Below are 15,860 nucleotides of genomic sequence, written 5' to 3' on the forward strand. Positions count from 1 at the left end.
CAGGGGTGTTGAAGGTCATGGCAGAGAAAAAAGTCGCGAAAAGGAACCGTCGCGAAGAGATTTTGCAGACGCTGGCGCAGATGCTGGAGTCAGGGGATGGCACCCAGCGAATTACCACCGCCAGGCTGGCCGCTAACGTAGGCGTCTCCGAGGCGGCCCTCTACCGCCACTTCCCCAGTAAAACACGGATGTTTGACAGTCTGATTGAGTTTATCGAAGAGAGTCTGATTACCCGCATCAATCTGATCCTGAATGACGAAAAAGAGACCACGACACGATTGCGTCTGATTATGCAGCTGATCCTAGGATTTGGTGAGCGTAATCCGGGGCTGACGCGTATCCTGACCGGTCACGCGCTGATGTTTGAACAGGATCGCCTGCAGGGACGTATCAACCAGCTGTTTGAGCGCATTGAAACGCAGATGCGTCAGGTGATGCGCGAAAAGAAAATCCGCGACGGAGAGGGATTCCGGACAGATGAAGCCCTGCTGGCCAGCCAGCTGCTGGCGTTTTGTGAAGGCCTGCTGTCGCGCTTTGTCCGTTCTGAGTTTCGTTACAGTCCGACCGCGGAGTTTGACAGCCGCTGGCCGCTGATAGCCGCGCAGCTGATTTAACCGCTTACCTGCCGGGCCTGGCGTGCATCAGCGCGCATGCTGCGGCCGTCACTGATGGCGGCCGCAGCGCGGTTTTAAATACCGTATTCGTTACGGTAAGTGCGCACTTTCGCCAGATGGTCTGCCATCTCCGGCTTCTCAGCCAGATAATCAATCAGATCGCTCAGGGTAATAATGGCGGTGACCGTACAGTGATAGTCGCGCTCCACTTCCTGAATCGCTGATATCTCCCCGCGCCCGCGCTCCTGGCGATCGAGTGAAATCAGGACGCCAGCCAGCGTGGCGTGATGCGCGCTGATAATGTCCATCGATTCGCGGATCGCCGTACCGGCGGTGATCACATCATCAACCAGCATCACTTTGCCTTCCAGCGGACTGCCTACCAGCAAACCGCCTTCACCGTGATCTTTGGCTTCTTTACGGTTAAAACAGTAGGGCACATCGCGATCGTGATGATCGGCCAGCGCCACGGCAGTGGTAGTGGCAATGGGAATACCTTTATAAGCCGGGCCAAACAGCAGGTCAAAGCTGACGCCGCCGTCAACCAGTGCCTGCGCATAGAAACGCCCCAGCAGGGCCAGGTCGCGCCCGCTGTTAAACAGGCCGGCGTTAAAAAAATAGGGGCTTTTTCGTCCGGACTTCAGGGTAAACTCACCAAATTTCAGCACCCCTTTATTCAGGGCAAATTCAATAAACTGACGCTGCCAGGCTTTCATCTCTCACTCCTCAAATAAAGAAAAGGCGACCCGGAGGTCGCCTTAGTACATCAACTGGATAGCGCAGCCTTCTGCGCCTGAATCAACTGTTCAATCCCGCCTCGCGCCAGCGCCAGCAGTGTTAACAGCTCCTCATGGCTGAACGGCTCGCCTTCTGCGGTGCCCTGCACCTCAATCATCCGGCCATCTTCCATCATTACCACGTTCATATCCGTTTCCGCTGCGGAGTCTTCAACATACTCCAGATCGCACAGCGCCTCACTGCCCACGATGCCAACAGAGATAGCGGCCACCATACCTTTCAGCGGGCTGCTCTTCAGCTTACCCGCGGCAACCAGCGCGTTCAGCGCATCCGCCAGCGCCACGCAGGCGCCGGTGATTGACGCGGTACGCGTGCCGCCATCCGCCTGAATAACATCGCAATCCAGCGTGATGGTGTACTCACCCAGCGCAGTGAGATCGACCGCAGCACGCAGCGAGCGGGCAATCAGACGCTGGATCTCCAGCGTACGGCCACCCTGCTTGCCTTTGGCCGCTTCGCGCGCCATACGGCTGTGGGTTGAACGCGGCAGCATGCCATATTCTGCGGTCACCCAGCCCTGACCTTTACCCTTGAGAAAACGCGGCACGCCTTCCTCGACGGTCGCGGTGCAGAGCACTTTAGTTTCACCAAATTCAACCAGCACCGAGCCTTCGGCGTGTCTGGTGTAGTGACGGGTAAGGGTAACGGGACGCACTTCAGAAGTGCTACGGCCTGCAGGACGCATAGGTTCTCTCCGGCTTGCTTGAGTTTGGCTGCGCATTATACGGACTTCAGCCGCCACTGTCCCGCGTGCGTGGGACAGATCGACGATTCTCTTTGTGCTCAGCGGACAGCCGCGCAAACCAGCGTATCAATGCGGGTAGTGGTTCTGGCGTTAAAGCGCGCACGATACCGGTCGCGCGCGCGCTCAATCACGGCAGAAAAGTCCACATCCGGTGGATAGAGCAGTACCACTACCCGGCGCGCCTCTCCCTTTCCTGCGGCGTCATAGCTTGTCAGCGTATCGCCAAAGCGCGGCATCAGCTCATCGCGCAGAAAAAGCTGCCATTCCTGCTCCGGTACTGCACTCAGCCACAACGTGGTCTGCATCATCATCTCTCCGGTGCCACACAGCGCCACCGGTGCGTTGTGCTGCGGGATCGACTGCAGGCGCGCCGGCGTGGTCTGACAACCGGTCAGCAGTAACAGCACTATCAGGCTGCACCAGAATTTATACAGATTACGAAACAGATCGGACATCATAGTCGCCAGGTAATATGCTTGCTCAGAGTGAATAGACCTGTTCTAACCATAGCAGCGTTTTGCTATCCCTATCCCGCTGCACCGCACGCCGCTATAATGCGCAGAACATTCCCTGAAAGAGTACAAGCTTATGATCCGCAGTATGACCGCTTACGCCCGTCGCGAAGCCAAAGGCAGCTGGGGCAGCGCGACCTGGGAACTGCGCTCGGTAAACCAGCGCTATCTGGAAACCTACATTCGCCTGCCGGAGCAGTTCCGCGGCCTGGAGCCGGTGATCCGCGAGCGTATCCGCGCCCGCCTGACGCGAGGTAAAATTGAGTGCCATCTGCGTTTTGATGCCGACCCGGGCGCGCAGGGCGAGCTGCAATTGAATGAAGCGCTGGCAAAACAGCTGGTGCAGGCCGCTAACTGGGTAAAAATGCAGAGCGATGAGGGCGCCATCAATCCGCTGGATATTCTGCGCTGGCCAGGCGTGATGTCAGCACCGGAGCAGGATCTGGATGCGATTAATGCTGAGCTGCTGACGGCGCTTGATGGCGCGCTGGATGACTTTATCGAAGCGCGCGAAAGTGAAGGTAATGCGCTGAAGGGGATGATTGAGCAGCGTCTCGCCGGCGTGTCGCAGGAAGTCAGCAAAGTGCGGGCGCAGATGCCGGACGTACTGAAATGGCAGCGCGAGCGTCTGGTGACCCGGCTGGAAGAGGCGGACGTTCAGCTGGAGAATAATCGTCTGGAGCAGGAGCTGGTTATGATGGCCCAGCGCGTTGACGTGGCTGAAGAGCTGGATCGCCTTGAGGCGCATGTTAAAGAGACCTATAACATCCTGAAGAAGAAAGAAGCAGTCGGCCGTCGCCTCGACTTTATGATGCAGGAGTTTAACCGCGAGTCGAACACCCTGGCCTCTAAATCGATTAATGCGGATATCACCGCTTCAGCGATTGAGCTGAAAGTGCTGATTGAGCAGATGCGCGAGCAGATTCAGAACATTGAGTAAGGTTTGCCTGCCATTATTAAAGGCATCTTTGCATAAGCCCGCAGCAGCGGGTTTATGCAGCCTCACTTCTGTAGACCATTTTTTATCTTTTGCAATGTAAGCATTGTGCGTGCAATGATGTACAGCTGTGTCTGCTGCTGACCTGTCCTGACATATCTGTGGTATCTTCAGCATGAATGCTGCCATTTTATTTGATTGATTTTACTGACTTAAAAGAAAAATCATCCTTCCTGCGGCCGGTAATGTCCCGGTTCCATAAATTCCATCAATCCTAAAGATACTAAAGTTAGCAGAATTCTTAAGGCACTATTTGTTAAAGTGCCGGTCGTAATTACTACAGTTGTACCGCACCAGGAACCATGGACCGACTTCTTAGCGCGTTACATTTACTCTACCTATGAAGGTGCTATGAAGAAAACCGGACAGTTTCGCTCCACACTGCTGCATCCCCGCTACTGGTTTACCTGGTTCGGTCTGGCCGTGCTCTGGCTGCTGGTGCAGCTTCCCTATCCCGTTCTGATCCGTCTCGGGGCAACCGCGGGTAAACTCTCCCGCCATTTCCTCAAGCGGCGTGAACGCATCACCCGCCGCAACATTGAACTCTGCTTCCCGCATATTAATGAAGAAGAGAAAGAGGTCATGATTGCCGGCAACTTTGAGTCGCTCGGCATGGCGCTGGCAGAAACCGGTATTGCATGGTTCTGGTCAGATGCGCGGGTCCGTCGTCTGTTTAACGTCAGCGGTATCGCTAACCTGCAGAATGCGCAGAATCAGCAGCGCGGCGTTATGGTTATCGGCGTGCACTTTATGTCACTGGAGCTGGGCGGTCGTATTACCGGTCTCTGTCAGCCAATGATGGCCATGTATCGTCCGCATAATAATCAGGCGATGGAATGGGCGCAGACCAAAGGCCGTATGCGCTCGAATAAAGCGATGATTGACCGACGCGATCTGCGCGGCATGGTGCAGGCGCTGAAGCAGGGTGAAGCCGTCTGGTTTGCCCCCGATCAGGACTACGGTCCGAAAGGCAGCGTATTTGCCCCTCTGTTTGCGGTAGAGAAAGCCGCGACCACGAACGGCACCTTTGTTCTGTCTCGTCTTGCGCGGCCTGCAATGCTGACGATTGTCCTGATTCGTAATCCGGATAAAACCGGTTACCAGCTCATTATTCAGCCGGAACTGGAAGGCTATCCGCATGAAGATGAAGCAGCGGCAGCAGCCTATATGAATAAGGTGATTGAAAAAGAGATCCTGCGCGCGCCGGAGCAGTACCTGTGGCTGCATCGTCGTTTCAAAACGCGTCCGCCAGGTGAAGCCTCTCTTTACGTCTGATCTGCACGGATAACCGTCCGCCGTCGTTTCCCCTGTCGTGCGGACCCTTACTCCGGTCATAAAGCCGATCGGCCTGACAGCATCCGCTGCGGGCTGATTAACCGTCCCCTTCACACACATTATGCTGCCGGTCAGCCGTATCACCTGCAGCATGAAGCCGATATAAGCGGCAGCATTCTGTTTCTCCTGGTTAACACGTGTATGAAACAGCCATTCTGTTACCAGCGCGTGTGGCTGCCCGGCCCGGCTTAAGGCCCGGTAACACAGTAAAAAACCTCTGCTGCCCCACACTTTTCCTGTTGCGCCATAGGCAGCCCGGTCAGCTTCCGATAGGGTGAGATCACTCTGAATCAGGCTGCCTCAGGAGGCACCATGCTGCCCTCACAGACTCTCACGCTTACCGTGCCGCGTAACTGGCTGGATCTGTATGAAACTATCTGGCAACCCGCCTGTTTTGCAAAATGGGCAAGCGACCTGAACGGCGCAACGCTGGTGCAGGAAGGGCAATACTGGCGGGCAAGGCGCGGAGAGCACTCGCTGAAACTGCGTTTTACGCCACATAATCCGTTTGGCGTTATGGACTACTGGGCAGATAACGGCAGCGGTAAAGAGCGCTATATGCCAATGCGCGTCATTGCCAACGGCCAGGGGGCTGAACTTATTGCCGTGCTCTACCGTCAGCCTTTTACTTCTGATGCACACTTCGGGCAGGAAGTGGCGGCCCTGCGCGCTGACCTGGAAAGATTACTTTATCTTTTAACTCACTAGAATCAATTGCTTACATAACGCCTGATTTCCCAGCCACAGCTGGACGCAATGGCAAAAAAAATTGCATTTTTTTTGCGCAATACTCCTTAACTGTTTCATGGTTGTTTATAACATTTCAGCGCTGCATCCCCAGGATAGCTAAAGCGTCGTTAACGGGAAAATTCCTGGTTGACGGTGCAGTGCGATCAAAGAAAAGTGTTGATATAAAACAATATTTATATCATTTCACATTCAGTAACCGCGGCCGATAAGACAATTTCCTGAAAAGATTAATTAGTCAGAAACATCACTGCTTAACTATTTTAATGCATAGTCTGAAACCATTAATTCCTGAAGTCTGTTTATAAGAATTTTCTCATGGTGTTAAATTAAATAAAAAACTGTATAACGTATTCACACACAGCAAGACTTAACAATAAAAACAGGGAAAAACATGGATCGCTCAACTTATCCTTTGTTATCAGAAAAAGAATTTGTTGAGATTGCCAGACGGATGCTGGCCGGGGATTATAATAATACAAAAGGATTTTATAACGATCTCACGGATTTCCTCCGTATTGGAGGAGATACCGTGCGGACAAAAGAAATAATAGATGCCTGCAGTATTACACTATTTTCAGAACACCATTTGCTGCAGTGCATTCATAAATGGCAAACCCTGAAAGGTATTTCAGGGCTGCGTCAGGATGTGCTGCACTAAGGTGCAGGGCATACCCCTTCTGCTCTGTACAATTTCTTAACTGTAATGGTACATGTACCATAATGAGCATACTGTGGCGATACGTGAAAGAGAACTGTCCAGCGCCAAATGGTCGCTTCTCTCTTCAGCAAAAATTATTGGCATTGGCGTCTTACAATTGACGCTGCTGGCGCAAACTCTGCAGGCGAATGAATTAAACCTGCTGGTTATAGCCATATTGACTCTGCTGGTTATCGATACACTTGCCGATCGCGGCTTTAATAATAAAATTATTCGCAAAATAAGCTTTAATAATAGCGAACTGTCCGTTCTTTACTGGGGAAGTATTTTTACCGGCTTATTTATTTTTGCAGCATTGTTTATTGGCAGTGATATTTATAGCGCTGTAGCGCAGCAGCCGCAGCTTGCGGTTATGCTGGAGATGATGTCGGTAATATTTATTATTATCCCGCAGGGGCAGCACTACCGGGCTATCCTGCAGCGGGAAAAGCAGTTTACGCGTATCGCTTTTACTGAGATCACGTCGGTAGCAGCGGGCCTGGCGGCAACACTCTTTACGGTGTGGCTGATGCCGTCGGCGCTCTGCGCGGTCTGGGGATACCTTGCACTGGTCTCCGTCAGAATGCTGCTCTGTTGCTACTACGGTCGCGCCTGGTTTCAGCCTGCGTACCGTTTTAGCCTGAAAGAATTCGCCAGCGTGCGAGCAAGAAACGGATAATAACAACAAGTCTGTATGGTGGGCTCTGGGCATCTGTCCGATGCATTCGCGTGCTGGTTAACAGCACGCTTTTTTCTTTTCTGCGCTGCAGGCAATCCCATCATTTCTTTTCTGAAAAACGTGCTGTCACATCATATTTTTTTATCACTAAAAATGATGCACTCTGTTTCTTCCCTCCTGCACCTGCCTTTATTGAGTCCTCACATTAACTATTCTAATCCGATAGCGTTCAGTTGAAAAAAACTCAGTAGTCTCTGCGCTATCCAGGCTATAGCCTTGCCGGCCAGACTGCTGGAGTACCTCATGCTATTAACTGTTCTCTACCTTATCGGCATCACTGCTGAAGCGATGACCGGAGCGCTGGCCGCAGGCCGGCGCAAAATGGATCTGTTTGGCGTCATTATCATCGCTTCTGTCACTGCAATCGGCGGCGGTTCGGTGCGCGATATTCTGCTGGGTCACTACCCGCTCGGCTGGGTAAAGCATCCGGAATACATCATGATCGTTGCAGCGGCGGCGGTGGTCACTACCTTTGTTGCCCCGCTGATGAACCATTTGCGCAAAGTGTTTCTGGTACTTGATGCGCTGGGACTGGTGGTGTTCTCTATTATTGGTGCTCAGGTCGCGCTGGATTCCGGCCATGCCGCGATCATTGCCGCAATTGCTGCGGTTATCACCGGCGTATTTGGTGGCGTGCTGCGCGATATGTTCTGCAACCGTATTCCACTGGTGTTTCAGAAAGAGTTGTATGCCGGTATCGCCTTCGCGTCCGGCTGGATCTACATCCTGCTGCTGAAAACCTCGCTGGCGCATGAAGCGGTGGTGATTATTACCCTGCTGTTTGGTTTTATCGCCCGCCTGCTCGCCCTGCGTTTTCGCCTCGGCCTGCCGGTCTTCAACTATCCCCATCCCGAGCAGTGAGGTGGCTTCCGGAATACCCTGCTGCTGCAGAAACGCAATAAGCTCACGCAGCTGAGGCGTCTGCAGCAGGGTGACCAGGCGCTGTGCCAGTACGTCGCCTATCCCTGGCAGCTGCTGCCAGTCAGCTTTGGTGCGCGCCAGCAGCTCATCCCATTGCGTATCCGGCAGGGACGCAAGCGCCCGGCGCGGCAGCGGCAGACCCAGCGCAGCGATCCAGCGACGCAGCGGCTGCTGACGCGTCAGCATAAAGCTGAGCCAGATACGCTGCGCCCGTGCCGGCGATATTCCCTCTGCCGCGGCAATCTGCTCTGGCGTCAGCGTCAGCCATGAAAAAAGGTGCGTCAGCGCACCCTGCTGTAGCAGACGCTGCCAGCTGCTGCGCTGCATACCGGCAATATCCAGCACCCTTTTCTGGCTCAGCCCGCTCAGGCGGGAAAGAAACTGTGCGCGACAGTCTGGCGTGATGTGCAGACAGCTGGTGGCGTGAAAAGCCTCACTGGCAGGCGGCTGCGGATAGTGTCGTTCTGCTATACGCCAGATCACCCGCTCCAGACGCGGGATCCCCAGCCCGGCCAGCGTCAGCGTGACCTGATCGCCGGCGATGACGTCCAGCGCGCGCCAGCGTGCGACGGAGCCAATGCTGATACGCCGCACGGTTTTATCCTCTGCCTGAACCGGCTGCAGATGCAGCACCACTGCAATTTTTCCGGTGCGTCCAACGGAAAACGTGACGGCACGCACTTCGCTGCTGACTTCGGCAGGCTGGTATTTCCACGCGGCGGACCAGCTTCCCTGCCCTGGCTGCCAGTCGCGACCGGCAGCAGAAGGCGTAGCATGGATCACTACGCCATCAGTGGCAAACGGCAGCGCAGCGCGGAACCAGCGCGCGCGCCACGCGGCAACCTGTTCTTCATCGCTGACCGGCTGGCTCCACTGCCGGGTAAGATCGAAGCCCCAGCGCGACAGCTGCGCGAGTTTTTCCGCCATATCTGGAGGCCCGTCTGGCCACGCCCAGATAAACAGCCCGGTGTGTTTCAGCAGCGGACTGGTTTCGCGCCGCATCATGGCTCCGGCCACCTGCGCACGGGCATTGGCGCCGCCATCGCGCGCCTGCTGATGATCGGTCATCTGCAGGAACAGCTCTCCCTGCAGTATGACTTCTGCCAGCGTGGTCTCAATCCGCTGGGGAATAGCCGGAATGTGCGCCGCTTTTTCCCGCCACTCTTCGCCACGCAGCCCGTCGCCGCGGCTGATAAGCGACGTCAGCCTGCCGTGACGATAGACCAGCGTGACGGCCACGCCATCCACTTTGGGCTGGACCCAGAGCGCGGATTTATGCTGCATCCAGTAAGCAACCGCCAGCCTGTCGCGCAGCTTGCGTACTCCGGTATGGGCAACCGGGTGCGGTGTGCCACGGCTGGCCGGAAGTGCGGTTTCATGTAACGGCGCACCGGGTATAAAGCAGCGTTGCCACTGCTGTAACCGGGAGAGCAGACTGTCATAGTCATCATCGCTCACCGGCGACGCCCCCTGCTGGTAGTAAGCGTTATCCCAGTGACGCAGCTGTTGCTGCAGACGCGTTATCTCCTGTTGTGCCCGCATGGGTGACCAGACAGGACACAGCGCTTCTCCCCGGCTTTCTGTATTCAGCAGGCAGAGACCTAACCACAGCCATCGTTTCATTACCGCTCTCCTTTTTGCTGATTGGAGCGCGCGGCAGTGGTGATTGCCAGTAGCCTGCGCAATGCGTGGAACAGCGCTCGCGCACAAATCCGGCGTTTTACTGTCTGTTACTGCGTGGTTTGCGCCCGTTCGCAGAAAAGAATTGCTTTACCTGCGCGGCAAACGCTGCGTGGCGGCCCTGACCCGTGTATACTGTGCAGGAAATCGACTTCGCTCTTTACTCAATTCAAGATAACCATGGCTCAAGGCACGCTTTATATTGTTTCCGCCCCCAGCGGCGCGGGTAAATCCAGCCTGATTCAGGCGCTGTTAAAGACACAACCGCTCTACGACACACAGGTGTCGGTATCGCATACCACCCGCGACATGCGGCCTGGCGAAGCGCATGGTGAGCACTACTTTTTTGTATCCAAAGCTGAATTTGAAAGCATGATCGCTGAGGATGCGTTCCTCGAGCATGCCGAAGTGTTTGGCAACTATTACGGCACCTCGCGCGCCGCGATTGAGCAGGTACTGGCCACCGGCGTGGACGTGTTTCTGGACATCGACTGGCAGGGCGCGCAGCAGATCCGCAGCAGAATGCCCGCAGCACGCAGCATTTTTGTCCTGCCGCCGTCGACCGAAGAGCTGGATCGCCGTCTGCGCGGCCGCGGGCAGGATAGCGAAGAGGTTATCGCGCGCCGCATGGCGCAGGCCGTGGCGGAAATGAGCCACTATGCTGAATACGATTACCTGATTGTTAATGATGATTTCGATCTGGCCCTGTCCGATCTGAAAACCATTATTCGCGCAGAACGCCTGCGTATGGGACGCCAGAAAGCGCGTCATGATGCTTTAATCAGCAAACTATTGGCAGTCTGAATTCAGTTTCAGTATTATGCCCAGTCATTTCTTCATCATCTGTGGAGTAGCACACCTATGGCACGCGTAACCGTTCAGGACGCAGTAGAGAAAATTGGTAACCGTTTTGACCTGGTGTTGGTCGCTGCACGTCGTGCACGTCAGATGCAGGTAGGCGGCAAAGACCCGCTGGTTCCGGAAGAGAACGATAAAGCCACCGTTATCGCCCTGCGCGAAATCGAAGAAGGCCTGATCACCAACCAGATTCTGGATGTGCGTGATCGTCAGGAACAGCAAGAGCAGGAAGCCGCTGAGTTGCAAGCCGTTACCGCTATCGCTGAAGGTCGTCGTTAACCGCACTCTGCAGGTCAACCTTGTATCTGTTTGAAAGCCTCAATCAGCTGATTGAAAAATACTTGCCTGAGGAGCAAATCAAGCGCCTCAAGCAAGCCTACCTTGTCGCACGTGATGCTCACGAGGGACAGACTCGTTCCAGCGGTGAGCCTTACATCACCCATCCTGTTGCCGTGGCCTGCATTCTGGCTGAGATGAAGCTCGATCATGAAACACTGATGGCCGCGCTGCTGCATGATGTGATCGAAGATACCCCTGCCACCTACCAGGATATGGAACAGCTGTTTGGCAAGAGCGTGGCTGAACTGGTGGAAGGCGTATCCAAGCTCGACAAGCTGAAGTTCCGCGACAAGAAAGAAGCGCAGGCAGAAAACTTCCGTAAAATGATCATGGCGATGGTGCAGGATATCCGCGTCATTCTGATCAAGCTGGCTGACCGCACGCACAACATGCGCACGCTGGGCGCGCTCCGTCCGGATAAAAAACGGCGCATTGCGCTGGAGACGCTGGAAATTTACAGCCCGCTGGCGCACCGTCTTGGTATTCATCATCTGAAAACAGAACTGGAAGAGCTGGGATTTGAAGCGCTCTATCCTAACCGTTTTCGCGTGATTAAAGAGGTGGTAAAAGCGGCGCGCGGTAACCGTAAAGAGATGATTCAGAAGATCCTGTCGGAAATTGACGGACGTCTGCTGGAGGCGGGTATTCCCTGCCGCGTCAGCGGTCGTGAAAAGCATCTTTACTCCATCTACCGCAAAATGCATCTGAAAGAGCAGCGTTTTCACTCAATTATGGATATCTACGCGTTCCGCGTGGTAGTGAAAGATCTCGATACCTGCTATCGCGTGCTGGGTCAGATGCACAGCCTGTATAAACCGCGTCCCGGACGCGTGAAAGATTATATCGCCATCCCCAAAGCTAACGGCTATCAATCTCTGCATACCTCAATGATTGGACCGCACGGCGTGCCGGTTGAGGTGCAGATCCGTACTGAAGATATGGATCAGATGGCAGAGATGGGAGTGGCCGCCCACTGGGCCTATAAAGAAGCGGGCGAAAGCGGCACGACCGCACAGATCCGCGCTCAGCGCTGGCTGCAGAGCCTGCTGGAGCTGCAGCAAAGCGCCGGCAGCTCATTTGAATTTATTGAAAGCGTTAAATCCGATCTCTTCCCGGATGAGATCTACGTGTTTACGCCTGAAGGCCGCATCGTTGAGCTGCCAGCCGGTGCGACGCCGGTGGATTTCGCCTATGCGGTACATACCGACATTGGCCACGCCTGTGTCGGCGCGCGCGTCGATCGCCAGCCCTATCCGCTGTCACAGCCGCTCACCAGCGGACAGACCATCGAGATTATCACCGCGCCCGGCGCACGCCCGAACGCCGCCTGGCTCAACTTTGTGGTCAGCTCAAAAGCGCGCGCCAAGATCCGCCAGCTGCTGAAAAACCTCAAACGCGAAGATTCCGTTAACCTCGGGCGTCGTCTGCTGAGCCATGCGCTGGGCGGCAGTAAAAAGCTGGCTGAAATACCGGCAGAAAACGTGCAGCTGGAGCTGGAGCGTATGAAGCTCGCCAGCATGGACGATCTGCTGGCTGAAATTGGTCTGGGCAACGCCATGAGCGTGGTTGTGGCGAAAAACCTGCTGCAGTCCGCTGCAGATGCGGCGCAAAGCAGCAAGCGCAGCAAAAAACTGCCGATCAAAGGCGCCGATGGCGTACTGATCACCTTTGCCAAGTGCTGCCGTCCTATCCCCGGCGACCCGATTGTCGCGCACGTCAGTCCCGGCAAGGGCCTGGTCGTGCACCATGAATCCTGTCGTAATATCCGTGGCTACCAGAAAGAGCCCGAGAAGTTTATGGCAGTAGAGTGGGATAAAGTGACCGATCAGGAGTTCGTCGCGGAGATTAAGGTGGATATGTTTAACCACCAGGGGGCGCTGGCGAATCTCACCGCCGCCATCAACACGGCGGGGTCGAATATTCAGAGCCTGAATACCGAAGAGCGCGACGGCCGCGTTTACAGCGCCTTTATCCGTCTGACTGCTAACGACCGCGTTCATCTGGCAAACATTATGCGTAAAATTCGCGTAATGCCGGATGTAATCAAAGTCCACCGTAACCGTAATTAATGCATGAATGCTCAACGTTTTGCCCGAATTCAGGAAATGCTGGCGCTGCGCCAGCACGATCTTACCGTCTGCATGGAGCAGGTGCACAAGCCGCATAATGTCTCTGCGGTGATCCGCACGGCAGACGCAGTGGGTATTCATGAAGTTCACGCCGTCTGGCCCAGCGTGCGGATGCGCACGATGGTTTCGGCGTCCGCGGGCAGCAACAGCTGGGTAAACGTTAAAACCCATACGCATATCACTGAAGCAGTACGCCATCTGAAAGATCGCGGCATGCAGGTGCTGGCCACCAACCTGTCAGCAAAAGCGGTCGACTTTCGCGCTATTGATTACACCCGCCCGACCTGCATTCTGATGGGTCAGGAAAAAACCGGCATCACTGCCGACGCGCTGGCGCTGGCTGATCAGGATATTATTATCCCGATGGTGGGTATGGTGCAGTCGCTGAATGTCTCTGTGGCCTCCGCGCTTATCCTTTATGAAGCACAGCGCCAGCGGCAGAATGCCGGGATGTATCAGCGTAAGCACAGCCTGCTGGATGAAGCAGAGCAGCAGCGTTTGCTGTTTGAAGGCGGCTATCCGGTTCTCGCACGCGTGGCGAAGCAGAAAGGCCTGCCCTATCCGCAGATCAATATGCAGGGCGGCATTGATGCCGATGCCGGCTGGTGGTCCGCCATGCAAGCCACGGGTCGGAAATGAAAGGCCGGCTGCTGGATGCCATACCGCTCAGTACCCTGACCGGCGTCGGCGCCAGCCAGGCCGCTAAGCTGGCCAGACTTAACCTGTTTACTATCCAGGATCTGCTGCTTCACCTGCCGCTGCGCTACGAAGATCGCACTCAGCTCTATAAAATCAACGACCTGCTGCCCGGTATCTGGGCCACCATTGAAGGCGAAGTGCTGAACAGCGAGGTCACGTTTGGTCGCCGCCGCATGCTGGTGTGCCAGATTAGTGACGGCAGCGGGATTGCTACCCTGCGCTTTTTTAATTTCACTGCCGGCATGAAAAACAGCCTGGCACCCGGTCGCCGCGTTACCGCTTATGGTGAGATCAAGCGCGGGCAGCGCGGTGCCGAAATTATCCATCCTGAATATCGCCTTCAGGGCGAGCAGGGCGGCGCAGAGCTGCAGGAAACCCTGACGCCGGTCTATCCCACCACGGAAGGCATACGTCAGGCCACACTGCGCAACCTGACTGACCAGGCGCTGACTCTGCTGGAGAGCTGTGCGATTGCTGAGCTGCTGCCGCCGGAGCTGAGCGGCGGGCTGATCAGCCTGCCTGATGCGCTGCGCACGCTGCACCGGCCGCCACCCGATCTCCGGCTCAGCGAACTGGAAACCGGCCGTCATCCGGCACAGAAACGATTAATTCTTGAAGAGCTGCTGGCGCATAACCTCAGCATGCTGGCCGTGCGCGCGGGGGCACAACGTCATCATGCGCTGCCGCTGCCCGCCTGTCATACGCTGGTGGACAGGCTGCTGGCCGCGCTGCCCTTCTCTCCGACCGGCGCACAGCAGCGTGTGGTAAAGGAGATTGAACGCGATCTGGCCAATGACTATCCGATGCTGCGTCTGGTGCAGGGTGATGTCGGCTCCGGGAAAACGCTGGTGGCGGCGCTGGCCGCGCTTAACGTGATTGCCCACGGCAAACAGGTCGCGCTGATGGCGCCGACTGAACTGCTGGCCGAGCAGCACGCGGCGAATTTCCGCCAGTGGTTTGCTCCACTCGGCATCGAAGTGGGCTGGCTGGCCGGCAAGCAGAAAGGCAAAGCGCGCGAAGCGCAGCAGGCGGCAATCGCCAGCGGCCAGGTGGCGATGGTCGTGGGCACGCACGCGCTGTTTCAGGAGCAGGTAAAATTCAGCGGCATGGCGCTGGTGATCATTGATGAGCAGCACCGCTTTGGTGTGCATCAGCGGCTGGCGCTGTGGGAAAAAGGCGAAGAGCAGGGTTTTCATCCCCATCAGCTCATCATGACCGCGACCCCCATCCCGCGTACGCTGGCGATGACCGCCTACGCCGATCTCGACACGTCAACTATTGATGAACTGCCGCCGGGCCGTACGCCGGTGACGACGGTGGCCATTCCGGATACGCGCCGCAGCGACATTATTGAACGCGTAAAAAACGCCTGTCTGGAGGGCCGTCAGGCCTACTGGGTCTGCACCCTGATTGATGAATCGGAGGTGCTGGAGGCGCAGGCTGCCGAAGCGACCTGGCAGGAGCTGCGCGTTGCGCTGCCCGATTTGCGCACAGGCCTGGTGCACGGTCGCATGAAGCCTGCAGAGAAGCAGGCAGTGATGGCCGCATTCAAAGCCAACGAGATCCAGCTGCTGATCGCCACTACCGTTATTGAGGTTGGCGTGGATGTACCCAATGCCAGCCTGATGATCATCGAAAATCCGGAGCGGCTTGGCCTGGCACAGCTGCATCAGCTGCGCGGGCGCGTCGGGCGCGGTGCCGTCGCCTCACATTGCGTGCTGCTTTATAAAGCCCCGCTGAGCAAAACGGCTCAGCGTCGCCTGCAGGTCCTGCGCGACAGCAACGATGGCTTTGTGATTGCGCAGCACGATCTCGAAATTCGCGGGCCCGGCGAGCTGCTGGGCACGCGGCAGACCGGCAATGCTGAATTCAGGGTAGCTGACCTGTTGCGCGATCAGGCCATGATCCCGGAAGTGCAGCGCGTGGCACGCCATATCCATCAATATTACCCCCAACAGGCACAGGCGCTGATTGAGCGCTGGCTGCCGGAAACTGAACGCTACAGCCACGCCTAGGTACCTGTTTCCGCCGCGCCCTGTGCGCCTGC

Annotated in this window: 15 protein-coding genes and 1 pseudogene; 12 read left to right on the forward strand and 4 right to left on the reverse strand. The window is 56.0% G+C overall.

The genetic code is table 11. The features are described from left to right. Positions 1 to 17 precede the first annotated feature (17 nt). Positions 18 to 614: a nucleoid occlusion factor SlmA gene (gene slmA / locus SB719_RS15750; RefSeq protein ID WP_412159401.1), complete on the forward strand. Its 597-nt coding sequence runs from the start codon at positions 18 to 20 to the stop codon at positions 612 to 614. 74 nt (positions 615 to 688) lie between these two features. Here slmA and pyrE read toward each other — a convergent pair whose 3' ends face one another. From pyrE to SB719_RS15765, 3 genes are all read right to left on the reverse strand, one after another. After that, positions 689 to 1,330, reverse strand: a complete 642-nt coding sequence (pyrE, locus tag SB719_RS15755; RefSeq protein WP_412159402.1) for an orotate phosphoribosyltransferase — start codon at positions 1,328 to 1,330, stop codon at positions 689 to 691. Positions 1,331 to 1,380: 50 nt separating this feature from the next. After that, positions 1,381 to 2,097: a ribonuclease PH gene (gene rph / locus SB719_RS15760; protein ID WP_065648408.1), complete on the reverse strand. Its 717-nt coding sequence runs from the start codon at positions 2,095 to 2,097 to the stop codon at positions 1,381 to 1,383. A gap of 98 nt (positions 2,098 to 2,195) precedes the next feature. Continuing rightward, positions 2,196 to 2,612, reverse strand: coding sequence for a DUF3574 domain-containing protein (locus SB719_RS15765; RefSeq protein ID WP_293006332.1), 417 nt, complete (start codon positions 2,610 to 2,612; stop codon positions 2,196 to 2,198). Between the two features lie 133 nt (positions 2,613 to 2,745). On the opposite strand from SB719_RS15765, the gene SB719_RS15770 reads away from it, so the two are divergent. The 6 genes from SB719_RS15770 (at position 2,746) to SB719_RS15795 (ending at position 8,048) form a co-directional block, all read left to right on the forward strand. Continuing rightward, positions 2,746 to 3,609, forward strand: a complete 864-nt coding sequence (locus tag SB719_RS15770; RefSeq protein ID WP_065648406.1) for a YicC/YloC family endoribonuclease — start codon at positions 2,746 to 2,748, stop codon at positions 3,607 to 3,609. 408 nt (positions 3,610 to 4,017) lie between these two features. Beyond that, the gene (gene lpxP, locus SB719_RS15775; RefSeq protein ID WP_065648405.1) at positions 4,018 to 4,941 is read left to right on the forward strand and encodes a kdo(2)-lipid IV(A) palmitoleoyltransferase; all 924 of its coding nucleotides are present in this window, start codon (positions 4,018 to 4,020) and stop codon (positions 4,939 to 4,941) included. A 372-nt stretch (positions 4,942 to 5,313) separates the two neighbouring features. Then, positions 5,314 to 5,709, forward strand: a complete 396-nt coding sequence (locus SB719_RS15780; protein WP_304234538.1) for a polyketide cyclase — start codon at positions 5,314 to 5,316, stop codon at positions 5,707 to 5,709. A 433-nt stretch (positions 5,710 to 6,142) separates the two neighbouring features. Next, positions 6,143 to 6,409 (forward strand): hypothetical protein, encoded by a 267-nt coding sequence (locus tag SB719_RS15785; RefSeq protein WP_065648403.1) that lies wholly within the window; start codon positions 6,143 to 6,145, stop codon positions 6,407 to 6,409. A 73-nt stretch (positions 6,410 to 6,482) separates the two neighbouring features. Then, a complete protein-coding gene (locus SB719_RS15790; protein ID WP_167350664.1) occupies positions 6,483 to 7,127 on the forward strand; it encodes an oligosaccharide flippase family protein in 645 nt (214 codons plus the stop codon). A gap of 303 nt (positions 7,128 to 7,430) precedes the next feature. Beyond that, on the forward strand, positions 7,431 to 8,048 hold the full coding sequence (locus SB719_RS15795) for a trimeric intracellular cation channel family protein (protein WP_304234607.1): 618 nt from the start codon (positions 7,431 to 7,433) through the stop codon (positions 8,046 to 8,048). Here SB719_RS15795 and ligB read toward each other — a convergent pair. Next, a pseudogene (ligB, locus tag SB719_RS15800) lies at positions 7,995 to 9,731 on the reverse strand (NAD-dependent DNA ligase LigB); the annotation flags it as partial. The gene SB719_RS15795 and the pseudogene ligB overlap by 54 nt on opposite strands. A gap of 237 nt (positions 9,732 to 9,968) precedes the next feature. Between ligB and gmk the strand changes: the two are divergent. Genes gmk through recG form a run of 5 tightly spaced genes read left to right on the forward strand, consistent with a single transcriptional unit; the run spans position 9,969 to position 15,828 of the window. Further along, positions 9,969 to 10,592, forward strand: coding sequence for a guanylate kinase (gmk, locus tag SB719_RS15805; RefSeq protein ID WP_065648400.1), 624 nt, complete (start codon positions 9,969 to 9,971; stop codon positions 10,590 to 10,592). 57 nt (positions 10,593 to 10,649) lie between these two features. After that, the gene (rpoZ, locus tag SB719_RS15810) at positions 10,650 to 10,925 is read left to right on the forward strand and encodes a DNA-directed RNA polymerase subunit omega (RefSeq protein WP_013511051.1); all 276 of its coding nucleotides are present in this window, start codon (positions 10,650 to 10,652) and stop codon (positions 10,923 to 10,925) included. Positions 10,926 to 10,945: 20 nt separating this feature from the next. Then, a complete protein-coding gene (spoT, locus tag SB719_RS15815; RefSeq protein ID WP_039381317.1) occupies positions 10,946 to 13,054 on the forward strand; it encodes a bifunctional GTP diphosphokinase/guanosine-3',5'-bis pyrophosphate 3'-pyrophosphohydrolase in 2,109 nt (702 codons plus the stop codon). 3 nt (positions 13,055 to 13,057) lie between these two features. Further along, complete coding sequence (gene trmH, locus SB719_RS15820; RefSeq protein WP_065648399.1) at positions 13,058 to 13,753, forward strand: tRNA (guanosine(18)-2'-O)-methyltransferase TrmH; 696 nt, start codon at positions 13,058 to 13,060, stop codon at positions 13,751 to 13,753. Continuing rightward, positions 13,750 to 15,828 carry an ATP-dependent DNA helicase RecG gene (gene recG, locus SB719_RS15825; protein WP_065648398.1) on the forward strand — a complete coding sequence of 693 codons (2,079 nt, stop codon included), beginning with the start codon at positions 13,750 to 13,752 and terminating at the stop codon, positions 15,826 to 15,828. The genes trmH and recG overlap by 4 nt, the downstream gene beginning before the upstream one ends. The last annotated feature ends 32 nt before the right edge of the window (positions 15,829 to 15,860 follow it).

It is taken from the genome of Pantoea sp. SIMBA_079 (genome assembly GCF_046940275.1).
Taxonomy (GTDB): Bacteria; Pseudomonadota; Gammaproteobacteria; order Enterobacterales; family Enterobacteriaceae; genus Pantoea; species Pantoea borealis.